The 19,149-nt window shown below is 51.5% G+C and carries 14 protein-coding genes; 2 read left to right on the top strand and 12 right to left on the bottom strand.

Annotated features, from left to right (window positions below; translation table 11 throughout):
- Positions 1-79 precede the first annotated feature (79 nt).
- From ACFOLF_RS24600 to ACFOLF_RS24590, 3 genes are all read right to left on the bottom strand, one after another.
- Positions 80-1,945, bottom strand: a complete 1,866-nt coding sequence (locus tag ACFOLF_RS24600; protein ID WP_210044900.1) for a sensor histidine kinase — start codon at positions 1,943-1,945, stop codon at positions 80-82.
- Between the two features lie 19 nt (positions 1,946-1,964).
- On the bottom strand, positions 1,965-3,581 hold the full coding sequence (locus tag ACFOLF_RS24595; RefSeq protein WP_210044899.1) for a response regulator: 1,617 nt from the start codon (positions 3,579-3,581) through the stop codon (positions 1,965-1,967).
- Between the two features lie 204 nt (positions 3,582-3,785).
- Positions 3,786-5,075 carry a DEAD/DEAH box helicase gene (locus tag ACFOLF_RS24590; RefSeq protein WP_210044898.1) on the bottom strand — a complete coding sequence of 430 codons (1,290 nt, stop codon included), beginning with the start codon at positions 5,073-5,075 and terminating at the stop codon, positions 3,786-3,788.
- 204 nt (positions 5,076-5,279) lie between these two features.
- Between ACFOLF_RS24590 and tlp the strand changes: the two genes are divergently transcribed.
- Positions 5,280-5,489 carry a small acid-soluble spore protein Tlp gene (tlp, locus tag ACFOLF_RS24585; protein WP_210044897.1) on the top strand — a complete coding sequence of 70 codons (210 nt, stop codon included), beginning with the start codon at positions 5,280-5,282 and terminating at the stop codon, positions 5,487-5,489.
- 353 nt (positions 5,490-5,842) lie between these two features.
- Positions 5,843-6,634 (top strand): hypothetical protein, encoded by a 792-nt coding sequence (locus ACFOLF_RS24580; RefSeq protein WP_210044896.1) that lies wholly within the window; start codon positions 5,843-5,845, stop codon positions 6,632-6,634.
- 135 nt (positions 6,635-6,769) lie between these two features.
- Here the strand turns inward: ACFOLF_RS24580 and ACFOLF_RS24575 are convergent, their stop codons facing one another.
- The 9 genes from ACFOLF_RS24575 to ACFOLF_RS24535 all read right to left on the bottom strand — a co-directional run bounded on the left by ACFOLF_RS24575 (position 6,770) and on the right by ACFOLF_RS24535 (position 18,985).
- A complete protein-coding gene (locus ACFOLF_RS24575; RefSeq protein ID WP_210044895.1) occupies positions 6,770-8,428 on the bottom strand; it encodes an SGNH/GDSL hydrolase family protein in 1,659 nt (552 codons plus the stop codon).
- 208 nt (positions 8,429-8,636) lie between these two features.
- Complete coding sequence (locus ACFOLF_RS24570; RefSeq protein ID WP_210044894.1) at positions 8,637-10,301, bottom strand: hypothetical protein; 1,665 nt, start codon at positions 10,299-10,301, stop codon at positions 8,637-8,639.
- Positions 10,302-10,311: 10 nt separating this feature from the next.
- A complete protein-coding gene (locus ACFOLF_RS24565; RefSeq protein WP_379114225.1) occupies positions 10,312-10,824 on the bottom strand; it encodes a sugar phosphate isomerase/epimerase family protein in 513 nt (170 codons plus the stop codon).
- A 260-nt stretch (positions 10,825-11,084) separates the two neighbouring features.
- Positions 11,085-12,146 (bottom strand): Gfo/Idh/MocA family protein, encoded by a 1,062-nt coding sequence (locus ACFOLF_RS24560; protein ID WP_210044893.1) that lies wholly within the window; start codon positions 12,144-12,146, stop codon positions 11,085-11,087.
- 18 nt (positions 12,147-12,164) lie between these two features.
- Positions 12,165-12,986 carry a carbohydrate ABC transporter permease gene (locus tag ACFOLF_RS24555; RefSeq protein ID WP_210044892.1) on the bottom strand — a complete coding sequence of 274 codons (822 nt, stop codon included), beginning with the start codon at positions 12,984-12,986 and terminating at the stop codon, positions 12,165-12,167.
- A 15-nt stretch (positions 12,987-13,001) separates the two neighbouring features.
- Complete coding sequence (locus ACFOLF_RS24550) at positions 13,002-13,910, bottom strand: carbohydrate ABC transporter permease (protein WP_210044891.1); 909 nt, start codon at positions 13,908-13,910, stop codon at positions 13,002-13,004.
- A gap of 33 nt (positions 13,911-13,943) precedes the next feature.
- Complete coding sequence (locus tag ACFOLF_RS24545; protein WP_210044890.1) at positions 13,944-15,428, bottom strand: ABC transporter substrate-binding protein; 1,485 nt, start codon at positions 15,426-15,428, stop codon at positions 13,944-13,946.
- Between the two features lie 130 nt (positions 15,429-15,558).
- Positions 15,559-17,196, bottom strand: coding sequence for a response regulator (locus tag ACFOLF_RS24540; RefSeq protein ID WP_210044889.1), 1,638 nt, complete (start codon positions 17,194-17,196; stop codon positions 15,559-15,561).
- A 31-nt stretch (positions 17,197-17,227) separates the two neighbouring features.
- Positions 17,228-18,985 carry a sensor histidine kinase gene (locus ACFOLF_RS24535; RefSeq protein WP_210044888.1) on the bottom strand — a complete coding sequence of 586 codons (1,758 nt, stop codon included), beginning with the start codon at positions 18,983-18,985 and terminating at the stop codon, positions 17,228-17,230.
- Positions 18,986-19,149: the final 164 nt, after the last annotated feature.

Below are 19,149 nucleotides of genomic sequence, written 5' to 3'. Positions count from 1 at the left end.
TCGTCAACGTACATTGCCATCGCTGCAGCCTTTGGCCTCTCCATGTTAGCAAGCGTTTTCATCATGCTCAATTCGAAAATCATTGGATTTGGAGCTTTTCATTGGATTTACGGTTATGGCCGCTGATACGGACAAGAATGGTGGCTCCCCCGCCTGGAGGTGAAATGACTTCGACGCCAAACTCCGGTCCATAAAGCAGTCTGATCCTTTTGTCCACATTCTGCATGCCCGTTAAGCGGCTTTGCCCATTTCGAAAGCCTTCCAGGCTTGGCTGGTCGAACCCTTTTCCATTGTCTTCGACCGAGAACAGGAGCGAATTCCCCTCCAGCCATCCGCTGATATGAATAGATCCGCCGCTCTCTATCTCCTCGAAGCCATGGATGATGGCATTCTCCACAAAAGGCTGGAGAAACAGCTTGGGAACCTCAGCCTCAAGCATGTCTTCCTCCATCTTGATCGTTACCGTAAACTTGTCCTCAAAGCGGCTTCCCATAATGTAGATATATCTGTTCAACCAGTCCAAATCCGTACGCAAGGGCCAGGTTTCGTTCTTGTTCCGGGTCGTGCTCTTCAGCATCTCCGCCAGACTGAGCATGATCCGGCTGATCTCATCCTGCTTGTTCTCAACCGCAATCCAGTAAATGGTCGTTAAGGTGTTATACAAAAAATGCGGGTTCAGCTGCAAATTAAGCGCCATCAGCTCGGCATCCTTTTCCCTGATCCGGGAGGCGTAATTTTGTTCGATAAGCTCGTGGATCCGCTCATTCATTTGATTGAATTTCTGGATCAGATGGCCGAATTCATCCCGGCCTTCGCCTGGAATAAATACCTGGAAATTGCCCCTTTCCATCAGCTTGATTCCTTTCTTGATGCGGATAATCGGCCTCGTGATGAAGATCGAGAGCAGATACGCGAATAGGGCGGATACGAGCAGCATCAGCACCAGAAAAACGATCGAATACAGCTTTAGAGCATTCAGATCATGCAGCGCGTCATCGACGGGGATTTGAATATAGGAAAGCCAGTCCGTGCTTTCCATCAAATCGAAGCAGATCAGCGTCTTCCTGCCATCGACGGTTTTGATAAAGCTGCCCTCCCGCATGGAACGGGCCTCGCTCAACCAGGAAGGGGCGGAATTGCCCGCTCGCGGAATGCCTTCTTCATTGGAATCGGTCACAACGGAGCCTTCCCTGCTGATCACGCCGAAGGAAACATTGGCATATTCATTCTTGCGGGCATAATCCTCGAATACCTGCCGGATAAATTCCGGCTTGAAATTCAACAACAGAATAGGCTTCTCTACACCTGCCGGCAGCGTGAGAAAAGCGCCATCATTGTCGATATAAGTCTGGTAAAGCTCTTTGACTGCGGAAAACAGCTCATTGTAATCGAAGCTGAGCGTTCTCATATCGTTTTGCTTATAGATGTCGGCGAAGGAGTAGGTGGGGATCCAGATCAGGTTGCCCTGCCCGCTCCGGGCTTGCCGGACCAAATCCGTTCCATAAAATGCGTCCGCAGGCACGTACATTTGGGCATTATTGCCGAAGCTGTAGAAACGGGTCATGACAAACGAGGAATACACTTCCGGGCTCCGTCCGAAATACTTGTACAGGATTTGCGTGATGCGGCGGTCTGTTTTCAGCAATGATTCCGTGTTCTTCGGATCGACCCCGGCAAGGACTTCGTAGAGCTCATTATCGATCGGCAGCACGTCGGTATTATCCCGAATGGCCTGCAGCTTACCCTCCAGCAGCAGATTATTGTTCATCACGACATTGCTGACGCTCTCCTTGACATTATCCAGCATATTGCGGGCACTGATTTGATAATAGGCGAACCCGAGAATCAGAATGATGAAGCTTACCAGGAAGAAATAGGACAGCATTAATTTGATGCGAAACCTGGAATTGACGATCCATTCGGCCAACTTGCGCGGCAAGGACATAGCTGTCAGCCTCTTTCTATTATGGTTGATTAAACATTCTGCGGAATTCCTCCGGCGCGCACAGGAACGATTTTTTAAACACCTTGTTGAAATATTTGATATCCTTATAGCCCACCTTGCGCGCGATCTCGTTAATTTTATCTTCGGATTGCAGCAGCAGGCTTCTCGCCTTTTGCATACGCGATTTGACCAGATAATCGGTGAAGGACATCCCGAAATGATGCTTGAACAGAAAGCTGAAATAGGACGGGTTGTAGAAAAACCGCTGCGCGACGATATCCAGGCCCAGATCTTCGTGAAGATTTTCCTCCAGGAAGACCTTGCATTTCTGCATAATGATGTCCTTGCGCGATTCTCTGTCCGTCTTCATTCCCCGGAGCGCGACATTCAACAGCTCATGGGCGATTCTTCTTACATCCGCATACAATTCCGCACGCATGATTCCCTCCTCCAAACGCGAGATTAAGCTTCGGTAGGTAGCCTCCTCCATAACGGTCTCAGCCGGTTGCAGGCATGAGAGAAGCCTCTGAATCACAACGCATTTCAAATGAAAGGGCCCCGGGAATGCCGCAGACAGTTTGTCCAGAAGCATATCCAGCGCATCAGCCGCCTTCAACGGATCAGCCTCCATGACCGCTTCAGCCAGCGCCTGGGCTTCTTTTCGCACAGAGGTATTATTGTTTTTAGCAACCGCTTTCATAAGTTTCGTCTGCAGGAGCTCTTCATTGAACCAAATCTCCTCATGGAGGTAAAAGCGGTTTTCCAGCATGGACTTGGCTTTCTCATAAGAGCGGCTGCCTTCGGCCTCCACTTGATCGCATGCGGATCCTTCTCCTATCCGGATCGTTTCCCCGTATAAAGCCTGCAGCTGCGGCAGCATGGTACGAATGCGCTTCAGAGCTTCAGCCGGGTCGGCATCCTGCTTCCATTTCAGAATGATAATCAGCTGGCGCTTCTCTTCAGGAGGAGTGAACACGATAGGGTCACAACTGTGCTCCACGTTCTTCGCGAGCATTCGTCCGAAAACATATTTCAATTCCTCGGTATGATCGCTGCTTGCGTTTACAGATATTTCGGCAATGAGCGCGGTTGCTCGTCCCCTCAAGGCAAAATGCCGCTGGAGCTCTTGCCAATCTGCGGGCTGCAGCCGGTTCGTAATCCATAGATACAAGAGACGCTCCAGATAAACAGGCAGGGTTTGCGCCAGCTGTGTGGTCAACTGCTGCTTCTCAAGCCTCGCGGAGAATTCATCGGCAATCACGCTCTCCAGCTTCCCGAGCAGCTGGATCAGCTGTGTGGGATCAAGCGGCTTAACCAGATAGTCCGCTGCTTCCAGACGAATGGCCTGCTGCGCATAGCCGAACTCGTGAAAAACACTAACAAACACAAGCTTTGGCTGCAGGCAGCCCTCCTTCTTCACTAGCTCCGCGAACCGGAATCCGTCCAGGAGCGGCATCTGGATATCTGTGAAGACGATTTGGAAGGTCCGCGCCTCACAGAACTCCAAGGCTTCCCGGCCGTTCCTGGCTTCCCATATCCGGTAGTCCGGCCTCAGCGAACGGATCATAGCCGCCAGCCCCCGGCGCTGCTTGGGTTCATCGTCCACAACAAGCACATTCATGGCCGCTTCATTCATTCGTTATTCCCTCCTTCAGCCTTAGCTTCCAAGTTGCTTCCTTGTCGTTAACTTCCATCTTAAATGAATTCCGGCACACGGGAAACGGACGCAAGCGGGGAAAATCATGAGAAAGGAGTAATCTAATTGGGTCATGGCTGTCTATATGCAGAAAAAACCACACTTCAGCGAAGTGTGGCTTAGGTGTAACGATGAAATTTAATCTTATCTGCTTGTCTTGCTTCCTTTTCTAAACCATTCCGAGCGGGGCTTGAGCGGCGGATTTGCCTTCGGCTTGGCGGGTCTTGCCGGTCTTGCCGGTTTCGTCGCGACAGCTGATGCCGTTGATCCTTGCATTTTGGCAGGCTGAGCCGTCATCTGCATCGGATAAGGATGATCCTTTACTTCGGGAATGGTCTTCCCGATCAATTTCTCAATATCCTTGAGAAACGGAATTTCATCCATTTCGCAAAAGGAGATCGCGACGCCGCTGTGTCCCGCTCTGCCGGTTCGGCCGATCCGGTGGACATAGGTTTCCGGGATATTCGGGAGATTGAAGTTGATTACATGAGACAGCTCATCGATGTCGATTCCCCTTGCGGCGATATCGGTCGCGACCAGCACCCGGGTTGCGCCGCTCTTGAAATTGCTCAAGGCCAGCTGGCGCGAGTTCTGGGATTTGTTCCCGTGGATAGCCTGAGCCGAAATGTTCACTCTCATCAGGTCGCGCACGACACGGTCAGCGCCGTGTTTGGTGCGGGTAAATACCAGTGCCGAAGCGATGGATTTATCCTGCAAAATGTGAATCAGCTGATTCTGCTTGTTAGCCTTGTCCACCATATAGATCGATTGCCGGATCCTGTCGACCGTATTGGACTCCGGAATGATCTCCACCTTCACAGGATTCACCAGCAGCGCTTTGACCATTTTGGTGATTTCCGGCGGCATTGTAGCCGAGAAGAACAGCGTTTGCCGTTTGGCGGGAATTTTGGCGATGATTTTCTTCACATCATGAATAAAGCCCATGTCCAGCATTCTGTCGGCTTCATCCAGAACCAAAATCTGGACATGCTGCAGATCAATACGCTTCTGATTCATCAGGTCGATGAGCCGGCCGGGAGTGGCAATAATAATATCCGCGCCTTGATGCAGCGCCCGCTCCTGGGCTTTTTGCGAAACGCCTCCCACAATAGCCGAGCAGCGCAAAGTGGTGTATTGGCTGTACGCCCCGATATTCTCCGCAATCTGAAGAGCAAGCTCTCTTGTCGGAGTCAGGATCAAGGAGCGAATGCGGCGCTGCGTATGGGTTTTACTTTGCTGTTGGCTTAATAGCTGGATAATCGGCAGAGAAAATGCGGCCGTCTTCCCCGTTCCGGTTTGGGCGCAGCCCAGTAAATCTCTGCCGGCGAGCACCGCCGGAATCGATTGCTCCTGTATCGGCGTGGGCGTCGTATAGTTCTCTTTGGTTAATGCTTTCAGAATCGCAGGTATAAGATTCAATTCATTAAATGTCATTTTATCTCCTTAGTTCAACAACGATATATTCTTCATTCATTCTTTACGTTGTGACATATAAGGATAACACAAATGTGTGTATAAAAAGAAGCGGGATTTTAATTACAATACTTCCTAAAGCGCATAAGCAGCATTTATGTATGCATAACATCCGCAATTCAGGACATCATAAAATGGAATTTATGAAGCATTGGAGGAATTACTTTGGCCAAACCGGATAATCGTGAGGATAATGAAGTTCACCTGCAGAAACATATCGATCACACTGAGGCTAATTTGCAAGAAGCCGAGGATTACCTTGACGAGCACGCAGAAGAGATTACTTCTGAAGAGAAGCAGCAAATTGAAGCTAAAAACGAACGTCGTAAAAACAGTATCGAAGGCTTTATAGAGGAAAAGAAAGACGAAGCCTAACCGTAAAAAAACATCAAGCAATGAAAATGCAGCCCTGGAAAAGGGGCTGCATTTTGTTTTTTGATCAGTTTGATGAGACAAGTTTCGAACCGACGAAGGCATACGAAAACTCATTTACTTGCTCCTGGCAGTCAACAATCAGTAATCACAACTTGAAAAATCTAACCGGCCGCCTCATGCTTGTTTTGATTTCACACACAACTAGCCGGAAATTATATAAAACGAATCGGCCCCTGTCAACAATCAAGTTTTCATAAGAAATAGATAGTCGTCTATTAATCGCAAGACAAACGTCCGTGCCCCCTATTAGACAAAAGGAATAGTATACAGAAAAATTATAGGAGGCGGTAGCATTGGGTCGTCCTCATGTTAATCAACAAAAGATCTGTAAAGAAAAAAAAGCTAAAGCCTGCCCTTCAAAAAGAATAAAACGTCCGAGGAGTAAAAGGCAAATTGTCGTAAAAAAACAATTTTTAAAGGTAATTATTCCGGAAAGGGCCTTAGGCCCCATAGATTCGGTAGGTTCTGTTGGCTCGGCGGGCAGCGTCGGTGCCATAGGTCAAGCAGGCTCAGTAGGAACCGCAGGGGCCGTAGGGTCAGGAGGCAGCGTTGGAGCAGCCGGCACAGTTGGCACCGCAGGGGTAGTTGGAGCAGCCGGGGCTGTTGGCACCGCAGGGGTAGTTGGAGCTGTCGGCCCTATAGGACCAGCTGGTCCTGCAGGAATTGTTGACGTTAGATTTACAGGAAGCAATGACCCTGTTCCTTTTGTGAGTAACCCGGATGAAATACCATTTGCAATGATTGAACTAACACTACCACCTATTATTCTGGAATCGAATCAAGTCGTGAAATTAGACGCATTTTCCAATATTGATTTTCTCAGTGTTCAAAGTTATTCGGTGAATAGCTTTATATCCAGAAATCCCGGGGACATTGTCACTGTTGATAATGACGCGGTATTTCAAAGTGCAGGTCAGCCGAATTTTGAACAAGTAACGGTTACGACCAGCCTCACTTGGGTGGATACCCCTGGACCAGGAACTTATAATTATTCGTTTACAATTATTGCTTTAGCTCCGTTTGGAATATCTGAAGGTTCAATTAATAGTCGGGGATTCACAGCTTTGATAATTAATACCAATTGAGCTGCCTATTCTCAATCGAAAGAGAAAATGCGCCGGTGAGAGAATGGTCATGCTCTGTACCAGCGCCTATAACACATCGTCAAATTATATATGTAAATCCTGCCTGGATAAAATCTGGCAATGGGCTATGGCGACCTAACCAACCGCCCCAACAATAAAGTCGACAACAGGCCCCGGATCTTCCAGGCTGTGCGGATGATGGCCGACTCCCGGTTTCACGATCATCTTCACGGTTCCGTTCAGCTGCCGGTAATGCCTCTCCAGTATGGCGGCATTCTCATCCAGAGGGACTGCCGTATCGGCGTCTCCCGCCACAATGATAATCGGGATGCCAGCAGCGGCAAGCGTGGCAGCTCCCTCCAGAGAATTCTGCAGATAGGCCGCGGAGCTCTCCTCCGTCATTCCGTAAATCGTCAGGCATTCCTCCCATTCCCGGGGAGAGCGTGTGCCGGATCCCACTCCCCCCGGCCAGCTGCGGATGTCCGTCACGGGAGCATCCAGATACAGGGCAGCCACGCTCTGAGGATATGCCGCACTGTAGTTTATTGCGTACAACCCTCCCCGGCTAAAGCCGAACAGCACCGTCTTCTCCGCCAATTGGCAGACGCTGACGAGGTAGCTCTGGAACCTGTGCATCAGCTGGACCGCATACGGGCACCCGTACATATTGCTCAGCCGATAATAGGCAATACACCAGCCCTGCTCCAGCATCGCCATATCCACGGATGGAAAAGCATCAAAGAATTCGGTCCGCCATATCCACGGTTTTCCTGCTGCTGGCGTAGTGGGAACAATGATGAAGCCTTCCCTGCCGCCTACATAGAAATCGATCCGCTCATAACCCTTCCACAATGACCGTGCTGTCGAATGCCTGTTCTCCGGCCGGGCTTCGGCTGACTCCTGGATCCGGCCGGCCAGGCGCTCACTTTGTTCCAGAGCCGTCTTCAGCGGCAATGCCTCGACCTTGTTGATATGGGTATGTCCGACATGCTCCTTCCACGCCGCGCTCAGCAGCAGATGACGCTCCCATGCCAGCCGATACAGCTCCGATTGCTCCGGATGCTCCACATAGGAAGGCTCCCGCTCCAGGGTAATATTGAATAATCCGGCCAGCAGTGTCTTCGCGATGATCCAATGCCCCTGCTTGTTGGGATGAATGCCATCGCCGGAAATATAAGCGGGATCGGCGCTGCGCCTGCTCTCAATATACGTAGTCAGGGGATCATGGATATTAATAATTCCATCTGCTTCGGCTGTCAGTGTGAGCATCCAGTACGCATACCGTCTCAATACGCCGTTATACTCGGCATAAGGCGTCATATAGCTGTATTTCTCATGCCCTGCAGGAAGCAGATTTGCCCCCTGCAGCGACTTTGGATCAAATGGCGGCGGTGTCATCACAATCGCCAGAGCTCCGGCTTGGCGGACACGTCGAATGACTTCCTGCACGCCCTGCCGGTATGCCTGAAATCTTTCTTCGGAAAAGGGATAATAAATGCCATCATTCATTCCATAGCATAAGACGACCCAGTCCGGCCTGCTCTCCTGCAGCGCCCGGCCCAGACGATCATGAATGCAGGGGCGCGGAAACGGATGATCCGGCTCACTTAAGCCGGAAGCGGTTTCACTATTAACGCCTAGATTGATCAGGGTCATATCATGCTCTGGCATATGCTGGCGGAAATAAGCATCCATGTAGGCGATATATGTGCCTTCGTCGGTTATGCTGTCTCCAAGAAAAACAATCCTTTTGCTTAGGGGTACCCGTGAATCCTGCTCGAATAGCGGCTTCATTGCTTCGCTCCTTATCACTGTGTTTGAATAGGAAATGCCCGATGCCGGCCGCCGCGGTCCGGTTGTCCGGTGAACCGCAGACGCCAAATCCTGCTACTATGAGAATAGCTGATCTATTCGAACTTTTCCAGACTTATATACGGGCAAAAGCCCCATATCCGGGTCGGATATGGGGCTTTTGCCGTGGGCGGTCATGCGGAATGATTCCTTATCTCTCGAACAGCTCATAATCAAGGGTAAATCCCTGCGGATCGCGTTTGTAAAATCTCACTTCTGTATGTCCGAAACGCTGCATCCAGCAGTCCTTGCTGCCGAGGAAAGGGCGCATCGTTTCCTGAACCCTCTCATCCGTCAGAAAGCTGTCCGTCACCAGCCAGGTTCCAGAACCCGCCGGTCCGCTGCCCGTCCAGTGCCGGGGAACGAGCCAGTCCGCGATGATAACGACAGCCCCGCTCTCAGCCCGCTTGCGCACAGCGAGCAGTGTGGACTCCGAGATGGAGCTGCCTGCGACGACAATCAGTCTCGGCCGGCCAAGCTGCTCTTCCCGAACGGTCTCATCGAATACGATCACATTATGAAGGGGATAAAATAACGGATGAACCTGCGCTCCCGCCGGCATCATCCTTCCCCCCGGAAGCGGAAACCGGTCGGCCGGAACCTGCGCTTTCAATTCATGTCTCGGGAAGACATATCCCGGGATATGCATGCAGCTCCCATGAGCCGGAATCGTCCCATGGCTGAGCAGATGCCATACATGAAAAACGCTCTGCGTCGTTTCCGGCGCGGGCTGCCGGCGGTTGCCGAACAATCTTTCATTCTGGCCGTAATTGCTGTCATCGGCATGAATGAACGCAATATCGGGATCCGCCTCAGAGTGGCGCCAATTCAACGGTTGATCCGGTACGAAGCGGCGCGCAAATTCATCCCAGATCTCGCCAAATTCCGTTTTGCGGAACTGCCGATATTTATTATAGGTCATAAGCGCGTCGATATTCTCGGTGAACAGATGGGAAGGCCCCATCAAATAACCCATTCGCAATGCGGACGCATATTCCTCCGGCGAATGACCGGGAAAACCGGGGGTCCGAATGAACCATGGCCCTACATCTGGCCCCCACAGATCGGCACATATCCACATATCCCGCCCATACTGTCTGGCCGCGCCCAAAGCCGTTGACAGCTGAAGGGATTGGAACGATTCCTTCATGATTTTCGGACATACCGCCATGCCTGCCCTGGCCATCGCGTGAAACTGAACCGGAAACACATTCTCGGAGACGAGCGGAACCCGCTCGGGGTCGATCCCTGTTTGTTCCAGCAGGCCGCGGACATGAGCCGCTCTTGCCGCAGCCGCTTCCGTCACCTTAAGCCTGGCCTGCGCTGGAGAAAGTCCGTCCGTTATGCCCCAATGCGGGTAAAAGCCGTCCTTGCGGTACTGCCCCGCATTGATTTGAAGATGCTCGGGCTCATCGTACAGAAGCCCTATCAAGCGTCCGCTCAAGGCAGCTTCAAGAACGGTCAGGTCGGGCACATCGTACCGATTCGTCCCTTCCGCATATGGACCGTTGATATTGCCGTATTCATTGCCCAGACAGATATCCAGCCCGTGTGCAGCCGCATCCCGGATCATATCCGACTGTCCCGCGAGATTCGGAAGCACATGGTGCACATAAAATACCGCGCCCAAATCCTGCAGCGCCCTTATGAATGCTCCCGGCTCAGGCGTCGGATCCTGCGAAGGATAGATGCTGCCCGTGCCGGTTCGCATCATCGTATCGGATATGTCCCCCGCCCATGGGTCCTGCCAGGCAATGACCGGTCCCTGCAGCCCCAGCTTGGGTCTATGCGGTGCTCCTTGCTTTAATTTTGTCATGTCCCCTCACTCATCCGTTCGTCCATTTCTGCTTGATAAAGGGCAGAGTCTCCGCGATTGCCAGCTCTGATACAGGTTCATTGCATTCTGCCGAGATCGTGCCCCCGTACCCCGCGCTCCTCAGCGCGTCGAAAAATGCTTGGCAGCGGTAATGACCGGCGCCAGGCGGGAGTCTGTCCGTATCGGAAATATGAACATGGGCGAGCCATTGCTGGTTGTCGATCAAGGTGCTGAAGGGTTCATTCTCCAGCTCCATATGATAGAGATCGGCTGTAATCCGGATGCAGTCCCGATTGATTTCCTCCGTATACCAGGATGCCTCGGCCACACTGTTGATAATATTGGTTTCCCCCCGGTTCAGCGGCTCGATGGCAAGCGTCAGGCCGCTGCTGGCGAACTCGTCGCCGATCCATACAAACAACTCCAGCAGCTGCTCCCTGGCGCGGTTGCGATCCCATCCCTCCGGCACGTAACGGGAATTGCCGCTGCCCAGAACGGCCTTGCCCGCTCCGATCTTCTGCATCGCTTCAGACGCGGAGACAATATGCTGCGCAGACGATTGCGGTCGACATCGGGTCCCGTAATCTTCAAATCCCCGGGGAAGAACAGGTTGACCACATTGACCGGCAAAACGCTTTCCTTGTATCTGGCGATCAGCTCCCCGGATTCCGCCGGGCTCTCAAGCTTCAGCGCAATCAGGGGGCACTCGATGTAATCGTAGCCGGATTGATGAAGACGATCAGCGCGCTCAATCCCGGCGCACCATCCGAATGAAGTCATGATTCACTCTCCTTGGTTTTGTATACAGACAGTGCTTCCTGTTTCGGACGACTTGTATGAGGCCAGTATGAAGGCCAGCGCCTTTCTTCCTTCTTCTCCATCGACAGCAGGCCTCCGCTTATCCCATATCGAAGCGATGAAATCCCGAAGCTGCATCGCATGGGCATCGCTTCTGATCCCCATCGGGTCCGACGCTCCGTCAGCCTGGTGGCCCGCCTGCCCGTACGCCTCGTTGAACGGCTCATTCCCGTTATGGTCTCCGCGCCGATAGAAATGGGTCAGCCTGTCGGATTCCATGACGGCAGATCCGCCGGTCCAGAATAATTCCAGCCGGTTGGAGTAACCCGGATAGGCCGATGTCGTGCAGGAGAATGAACCCAACGCGCCGCTCTCGAACCGTATTGCCGCGGCTGCCGTATCCTCGACTTCAATCCGTTCATGCGACAAGGTTGCCTTATGAGCTGTGACATGCTTGACGGGACCCATGAAAAACTGCAGCAGATCGAGGGTATGAATGGCTTGATTGATCAGCACGCCGCCGCCGTCCAGCTGCCAGGTTCCTCTCCACCCGGCGCTGTCATAATAGCTCTGACCGCGGTACCAATGAACCGATGCGGCCGCCATTACCGGGCGGCCCATGCTACCGGTGTCGATCGCCTCCTTCAAGCGGACCGCATCCGGATCGAAGCGGTGCTGGGATATCACTGACAATGTGAGCCCTCTGCTGCGAAACGCGGCAATCATCGCGTCCGCCCTGGACAACGATATCTCCATCGGCTTCTCCACCAGAGCATGCTTGCCCGCTGCGGCGGCGTGGAGGGCAATTTCCCCATGAAGTCCGCTGGGCGTGCAGATGCTGACGGCATCGATGTCGCTGCGCGCCAGCATCTGCCGGTAATTCTCATATCCCTGGATGGCGTTGCCCGCTGCGAAAGCAGCCACCCGGTCGCGCGAGCGTCCGGCCACAGCGACCAATTCCGCCCCTTCGACAGTCCGAATCGCTTGTGCATGAACAGCGGCGACCGCTCCGCAGCCGATAATGCCAAAACGCATGATGCGAGCCATCTTATCCCTCCGGTGTTGTCAGGCTTTCACTGCGCCTGCAGTCAGACCATCGACAAAATATTTCATAGAAAAGCTGATGACGATCATCAGGGGAAGCGACGCCAGCACATAAGCCGCCATCATCGGCCCGTAATCGGTGGAATAATCATTGGTGAATGTCATGATCCCCGTGACGATCGGCTTGAGTCCTTCCTTGTTAATCGTGACCAGCGGCCATATATAATCATTCCAGGACGAATTGAAATTCAGGACGGCGACCGTGCCGAGTATGGGCTTTGAGAGAGGGAGCACCAGGTTCCACAATATTCTCAGCTCCTTCGCGCCGTCGATCCGGAAGCTTTCGAAGAGGTCCTTCGGAAGTCCCGCAAAGAAGCTTCTGAGCAAAAACACGGCGATCACGCAGCCGCTGGCGATCTGCGGCAGGATGACGACCCAATAGGTGTTCAGCATATTGAGCGACACCACGAGCTTGAACATCGGGATCAGCACCAGCACCGAAGGAATCATCATAAGCGCAATGATCAGATAATAGATCAGTTCCCGCCCCGGGAACTGATAGCGGGCCAATGAATAAGCCGCCAGCGAAGAGGCCGTAATCACTCCCGCCACCACGGCGACAGCGATCAGCAACGAATTAAAGGTATACGGAAGAACAGTATGAAAAGCCCGGCTGTAATTTTCCCATTGCATCTCCGAAGGCAGTCTGAAGACGCCCAGACTCACATCCATCTTGGACTTGAAGGATGTCAGCACCATCATCAGCAGCGGAAAAAAACTGAACAGCACGAATAAGGACACCAGCAGGATGATAATGGCGGAAGCCGTTTTATTTTTTCTCAAGTACGTTCCCCTCCATCAATCATTTCCGTCATCGGTTTTGATCAATTTGTTGGATGCAAACGTCAGCGCCAGCATCAGGATCAAGAGGACAAACCCGATTGTGGAAGCATAACCGAATTCATTTTCCGTAAATCCGGCTTTAAACATAAACAAGCCTGGTACCAGCGTCGCATCTCCTGGACCGCCGTTGGTCATGATCAGCTGCTTGTAGAACATCTGCATGCCATGTAAAATCCCCAGAACGAATATCAGCTTCAATTGTCCGGCAATGAGCGGGATATCGATGGACCGTATCCGTCTCCATACCCCGCAGCCTTCCATGACGCAAGCCTCCATAAGAGATTTCGGTATCGATTGCAGGGCTGCGAAAATAATCAGCAGGAAAATCGGATTGATAAACGGAAAGCCCGATAAAATAATGGACCAGAGGGCCGTTCCCGTTCCGCCCAGCCACAGCTGGGGAGAAATGCCGAACCAGGAAACAATCGTATTCATGCCGCCAATGACCGGGTTGTACAGGAACATCCAGATCAGAATGATGATGACCGACGGAACGGTAATCGTCGCGACGAACAGCGTGCGGAACACATACTGCAGCCTGGCGCTTTTTAAGTGAAACAGCAATTCGGCAATAAACAAGGGCATCAGCACGCCTACGGTGCAGTCGAACAATATAAACCAGAATGCATTTCCCAATGATTTATAAAAGGTCCGATCGGTGAACAGAGTCACGAAATTGTCCAGTCCGTTAAAGATCGCTTCGTTGCCGCCCTTCCATTGATAAAAGGACATCTTCAGCGCCATCACGATCGGATAGTAGCTGAATACGCCAAGAAGGACAATTAACGGCAGCAGAAACGCATATGCATGTTTGTTTTGGTACATGGATTTCAGCAAACTCACTCGCGGCTCTATATTCCGCATCTCCAAGCATCTCCCGCCTTTTCTGCCATACCTTTATTTATGACCATAGTCGTTGTCTGCGGACCAGCCTTTTTCCTTCTTGATCTTGGCGACCTCTTCCTTCATATTCTTGTCTATCAGATCGACGAGCTGATCGATTGTAATATCGTCCAGCACATAGCGCTGGATCTGCTGCAGCACGTACTGTCTGGCGGCAGTGCCCAAAGGCGCCTGGGAATTCAAATCGATTTGATTTTGCGGTCTGTTTTTTGGCAAATATCTTTCCAGATTCGCATTGGGTGTTGCGCCGCCCGCAGTAGGGATAATCCAGTTCATATCCGCCAGCTTCGTAGCAATTTCGGGCGACGTATAGAACATGATAAAGTCCATTACCGCATCCTGGACATTTTCTTTGATTGCCGACGGCATAACGACGAAAGCGTCAGCCAGATCGCCAAATTCCGCAGGATTCTCATTGGATGAAGGAGCCACGTCTTTGGTCATGACAGGAAACTCGAACGTATCCCAGTTGAACGTAGGCTTCATATCGCTGGCGAACGGCTTGGCGTCGATGTTGATGGTGAACGTGCTCGCCGCTTTGCCTTGCAGCCACATATCCCTCGCTTCCGTATTGGTCATCGCGATCGCTCCCGGAGCCCAGTAGCTGGTGAAATCCTTGAACAGCTCGAACAGGTTTTTGATCTCCGGCTTGTTCATGTCGATCGTGCCGTTGTCAATCGCCTTCACATACTCGTCCTGCTCATATTTATTGTTTTTAAGCAATGTGTCGATCAGGGGCACGGACTGCTCTTCCGTCTGCTGGGCCGTGAACCGGGCGAACCAGTCCCAGGCGGAGGTTACTTTCAGGAATCCGGAGAACGGCTCCACGCCGATATCCGCTTCACGGATTTTCTTGAAGTTTGCGATCATCTCCGAATAGGTGGTCGGCACTTTAAGACCGAGCTGGTCGTAAATGTCCTTGTTGTAGGCAATCTTCAGCGTAACCATGGAGGTGGCGATATTATTCAGCTTCCCGTTCTCCGTGGAGCGCATCAGATTAAGATCGACATCCCGGAAGCTGTCTTTCCACGCCTTGCTCGTATACGGGCTTACTTTGTCCAGATACGGATCCATCTCCAGCACTTTGTAGCCTTTATCGACGTATTTGGTGTAGGCGGAATCATAGCTGAAATCCATTGCGACTTCAGGCTCCTGGTTTCCCGCCAGCTGAGCGGCCATCCAGACATCGAAATCGGCATTGGTCTGAGCCACCTCTTCAAAGGTGATATCAACGTTTGGCTTTATTTTCTTGTACTCGTTGATAACCATGTCCATACCTTCTTTTTTGCCCGGTCCGGCCCATGAGACGATTTTGAACGATACCGGCTTGTCGCCGCCGCTTTTCCCATTTTGACCCGAAGCGCTTTCAGAAGCGCTTTCATTCTTGGTATCCGCTGACGATCCGCAGCCGCTTAAGAGCATGGATACGATAAGGATAACGGATGCCATAACAGCCAGTTTCTGTGATGACGCTTTCATTTGACTTCCCCCTTTTTTGATATGCATGACGCTTCCCGCTCAAGCCTGCGCAGTGCCTGGCTTCGAACGCTTAATAAGAATGTAATCCTTTTGCCGGAAGAGGGAAATGCGGTAAAATAGTCATCAATGTTCAATTTTTGGTCTGATTTTTTTGATAATCGCTTGGTGCCATCCCCACATGCTTCCGGAACAGCTGGCTGAAATACCTTTGGTCTTCATAACCGACACGGGAGGCGATCTCATAGACTTTGACGTCCGGATTTTTCAGAAGCTCGCACGCTTTGGCAATCCGTATTCTCGTCAAATAGCCAAGGTACGTTTCCCCTGTGCGTTTTTTGAATACTTTGCAAAAATAGCTGGGCTCGATATAAAACGTTCTGGAGATGAGGTCAAGGTCAATCTCCTTGTCGTAATTCGTATTGATATACAGAATAATAGGTTCAATATTATCCCCGCTTAATCGGTCCTGCCGTCCATTCACAGCATTCATGATCTTGATAAAGGTTTGGTAAAACCACTTCTTCAGATCCTCCAAAGTCTCACAGGCGAAGAGCTGTTCCGGATACCCTGTATCCCCATCATTCATGACATTCAAATGGATGCCGATGGCCTCCAACGCCTTTCGGACTTCAAACATGATCTCCGTGCACATCCGGTAAACCTGGTCCGGAGGCAGAGTCCCGAGCTGCCGGATGCCGCTGAAAATAAGATCAATCGCCGCATGGACCTTCCCCTGGCTGTTTTCGCTGATCGCGGTAATGAGCTCCCTCACCTGCTTGTCCGGATAGGAGTATCCGGATTCCGCAGGGATATCCAGCCCGCTGTATTCAATAATGCTGCCTTTGCCGGCATACATCCGATTTTGCACGGCCCTTGCCGATTCCCGGTAAAGAACCGGCAGCTCATTGAAGCCCGAAGTCGTCGAGACCCCGACGGTTGCCTGGCAGCCCAGCAGACGAAATGCGGCCTGCATCATCTCCTTGAGTCCTTCCTGCAGTCCCGGGAATTCGTCCCTATGCGAATTCAGCATGACAAGAAGCCTGTCTTCCATTGTGGAGACAAGCGCATGCAGCCCCCTTTTATCCATTGCCTCCTGAGCGATCTCCATAAGACGGATTCCCTGTCTGCCGGCATCCCGATGCGCACCATCTCCATCTCCATTTCTGTCGACGTCGCCCGCTGCCCGCCCCGGACCTCCACCCAAATCCATAAGAGCAACTTTATAATATTTCCCCACCAGGCTGATATTATAGAACCTGAGGTTCTCTTCGCTCATTTGATCTGCCATCAGCGTGCCCTTGATCATATTGCCGATGAACTTCTCCCGCAGAAAAAGATGATTTTCGTGCAATCGCCGCTCCAGCTCGCGCAAATCGTCTTTCCGTTTCTCCCCTTCATCCAGCTTCAGGCGGATGTCGGTCAATACCGCAATTAATTCCGTTTCCTCAATCGGCTTGAGCAGATAGTCGGTTACCTGATTTTTGAGCGCTCTTCTGGCAAATTCGAATTCATCAAAGCCGGTAAGAACGACAAAACGGGACTGTACCCCGCTGGCGATGCATTTCTCGATCATTTCCAGGCCGCTCAGATGCGGCATTTTGATATCGGTCAGCACAACGTCCGGCCTGATCTGCTGCGCCAGCTGCAGACCCTCTTCCCCATCCCGCACGGCTCCCGCAATTTCGAAGCCAAGCTGGTTCCAGTTGACGATTTCCTTCAACCCCTTAAGAATCATAGCGTCATCGTCGGCAATCATCACGGTGTACATTTATCTTCTTCCCCCAGTCCATTCATTATCGTTATTCTCTTTCGGGAATCAGCACAAATACGCTGGTATACACGCCCGGCTCGCTGTCTATCGTCAAACCGTAAGGCTCTCCAAAATGGAGTCTCAATCTCCGGTGGACATTGAGCAGACCGATATGATCCTTATTGCTTTGCGGATCTTCCAGACTGGCCCGGATGCTCGCGAGTGTGTCCGGATCAATTCCCGCTCCGTCATCCCAAACCTGCAGAAGCACGCCGTGCTCGGACCGGGAAGCCGTAATCCTGATCAGCTCCGCTCCCCTTTTGCGGTTGATTCCATGCTCGATTGAATTTTCGACCAAAGGCTGCAGCACAAGCTTCTGGATTCGGGCGTTCATCCACTCCCCGGATATGTCAATTTCCACTTTCAATCTGTCTTCATACCGGAGTCTCTGCAAATTAATATAGCTGTGCAAATATTCCAGTTCGTCCGCCAGCGTAATGTTATTCTTCTGATTTGTGATTATATATCGGAACAGATGGCCCAATGATTTGATCATATCCGCCGTAACCGGATCTTTATTAATGACTGCAAGCATACGTATGGATTCCAGGGAGTTGTACAGGAAATGCGGCTTGATTTTGCTTTTCATTGCCTCGAACTCCGCTTCCCGCTTCATCATCTCCGCCTGGTGCATCATATTCTTGGTTTCGTTCAAATCCGCGACCAGCCTGTAAAAGCCTTGTCCCAAATCGGCAATCTCATCCTGCCTTCTGGAGGCCGGCAAGGGCCAGAACGAGAAGTCGCCGCTCTTGATCTGCCTTTTCACCTCTTTGGACAACTGCTTCAGCGGCAGCGTCATGCGATGCGCCAGAAAAGCGGCAAGGATAAAGGCAACAATCACGCACAAACCCGTGGATAAAAGGATAATGCGGGAAATGCTGCGCTGCGTATGCAGAACGTCATCAACAGGAGAGGAGACGATGATGCTCCAATCGCTGTTTGGTATCGTGTCATATACCGTCAGACGGCTTGCTTCGTTTTGGGCGAAGACCGGGGAGAGATCAATCCGGTTTCCTTGCCTGGCAAGCGGAAACATTTCGGCCGGCAGACTGCTTCCCACAAGCGTCGGATCGGAGCTGGAGATCATCTGGCCGTCCCCGTTCGCAATCAGAATCTCGGAATTATGGGCCAGCTTCACCGAGGAATTGATGGATGAGAAATCATTCTCGTCAAAGCTGATCAGCACGGCGCCAAGAGGCTCGAAGCGGTCCGCGGATTTGATATAGGTCTGGACTTTCCTTGCTACGTAAATATACTTTCCATTGTTCTCGTAGCTTCCCCAATACGGCTTGCCGTTTAACCGGTCCACCTGCCCGTACCAATTCAAGTCCGCATCTGGCCGGAAGGTGCTCGCGCCCGAGTATATGATTTCGTTGGAAAGATTGATGACCGCGATTTCTTTGGCAATGACGCCATGAACCTTGAGCTCGTACAAATATTTTTCCAGCAGATTGGCCACTGCGATGCTTTGCTGGACGCTTCTGGGCTTGTCCATTTTCAGGATAGGACCAATAATGGCGTCATTCGTCATAATCGTAAGCGTGGCATCGGCTGCGTCGTTCATAAAATTGCTCATATTCTCCTTGGAGTGGCCAAGAGCCGTTTCCATAAGATCCATGGCATTTTGTTCGATCATGTCCGTGGACTTGCTGATGGTGAATATGGAAATAATGGTAGTCGGCGCAATGATAAATGCGAGCAGTAAAATCAGAATTTGTGTACGAACGCTTCTTACCGTTTTTAACATCCGCTGGTCTCTCCTCTTGCCCCTTTATTCGTAAGCGCTATCATTCTTGTCCGAAGTCAGCAACAAAAATTATATCACTTCTCTGTTGATCGAACATTGATTTATTTAACCCAGCTGGCTGAGCCCGCTGCATGATCTGGAACATGCTGAGAAAGAAAATGGCT

This window comes from Paenibacillus sepulcri (assembly GCF_042647105.1).
In the GTDB taxonomy this organism is placed as follows: domain Bacteria; phylum Bacillota; class Bacilli; order Paenibacillales; family Paenibacillaceae; genus Paenibacillus_Z; species Paenibacillus_Z sepulcri.
The sequence above is the reverse complement of the archived record's forward strand: the minus strand, read 5'-3'. Positions and strand labels throughout refer to the sequence as shown.

Bases quoted from the DNA above. Each gene is read 5' to 3' on its own strand.
- ACFOLF_RS24600 (WP_210044900.1), bottom strand. From the start codon at position 1,945: ATGTCCTTGCCGCGCAAGTTGGCCGAATGGATCGTCAATTCCAGGTTT.
- ACFOLF_RS24595 (WP_210044899.1), bottom strand. From the start codon at position 3,581: ATGAATGAAGCGGCCATGAATGTGCTTGTTGTGGACGATGAACCCAAG.
- ACFOLF_RS24590 (WP_210044898.1), bottom strand. From the start codon at position 5,075: ATGACATTTAATGAATTGAATCTTATACCTGCGATTCTGAAAGCATTA.
- ACFOLF_RS24575 (WP_210044895.1), bottom strand. From the start codon at position 8,428: ATGAAGCCGCTATTCGAGCAGGATTCACGGGTACCCCTAAGCAAAAGG.
- ACFOLF_RS24570 (WP_210044894.1), bottom strand. From the start codon at position 10,301: ATGACAAAATTAAAGCAAGGAGCACCGCATAGACCCAAGCTGGGGCTG.
- ACFOLF_RS24565 (WP_379114225.1), bottom strand. From the start codon at position 10,824: ATGCAGAAGATCGGAGCGGGCAAGGCCGTTCTGGGCAGCGGCAATTCC.
- ACFOLF_RS24560 (WP_210044893.1), bottom strand. From the start codon at position 12,146: ATGGCTCGCATCATGCGTTTTGGCATTATCGGCTGCGGAGCGGTCGCC.
- ACFOLF_RS24550 (WP_210044891.1), bottom strand. From the start codon at position 13,910: ATGCGGAATATAGAGCCGCGAGTGAGTTTGCTGAAATCCATGTACCAA.
- ACFOLF_RS24545 (WP_210044890.1), bottom strand. From the start codon at position 15,428: ATGAAAGCGTCATCACAGAAACTGGCTGTTATGGCATCCGTTATCCTT.
- ACFOLF_RS24540 (WP_210044889.1), bottom strand. From the start codon at position 17,196: ATGTACACCGTGATGATTGCCGACGATGACGCTATGATTCTTAAGGGG.
- ACFOLF_RS24535 (WP_210044888.1), bottom strand. From the start codon at position 18,985: ATGTTAAAAACGGTAAGAAGCGTTCGTACACAAATTCTGATTTTACTG.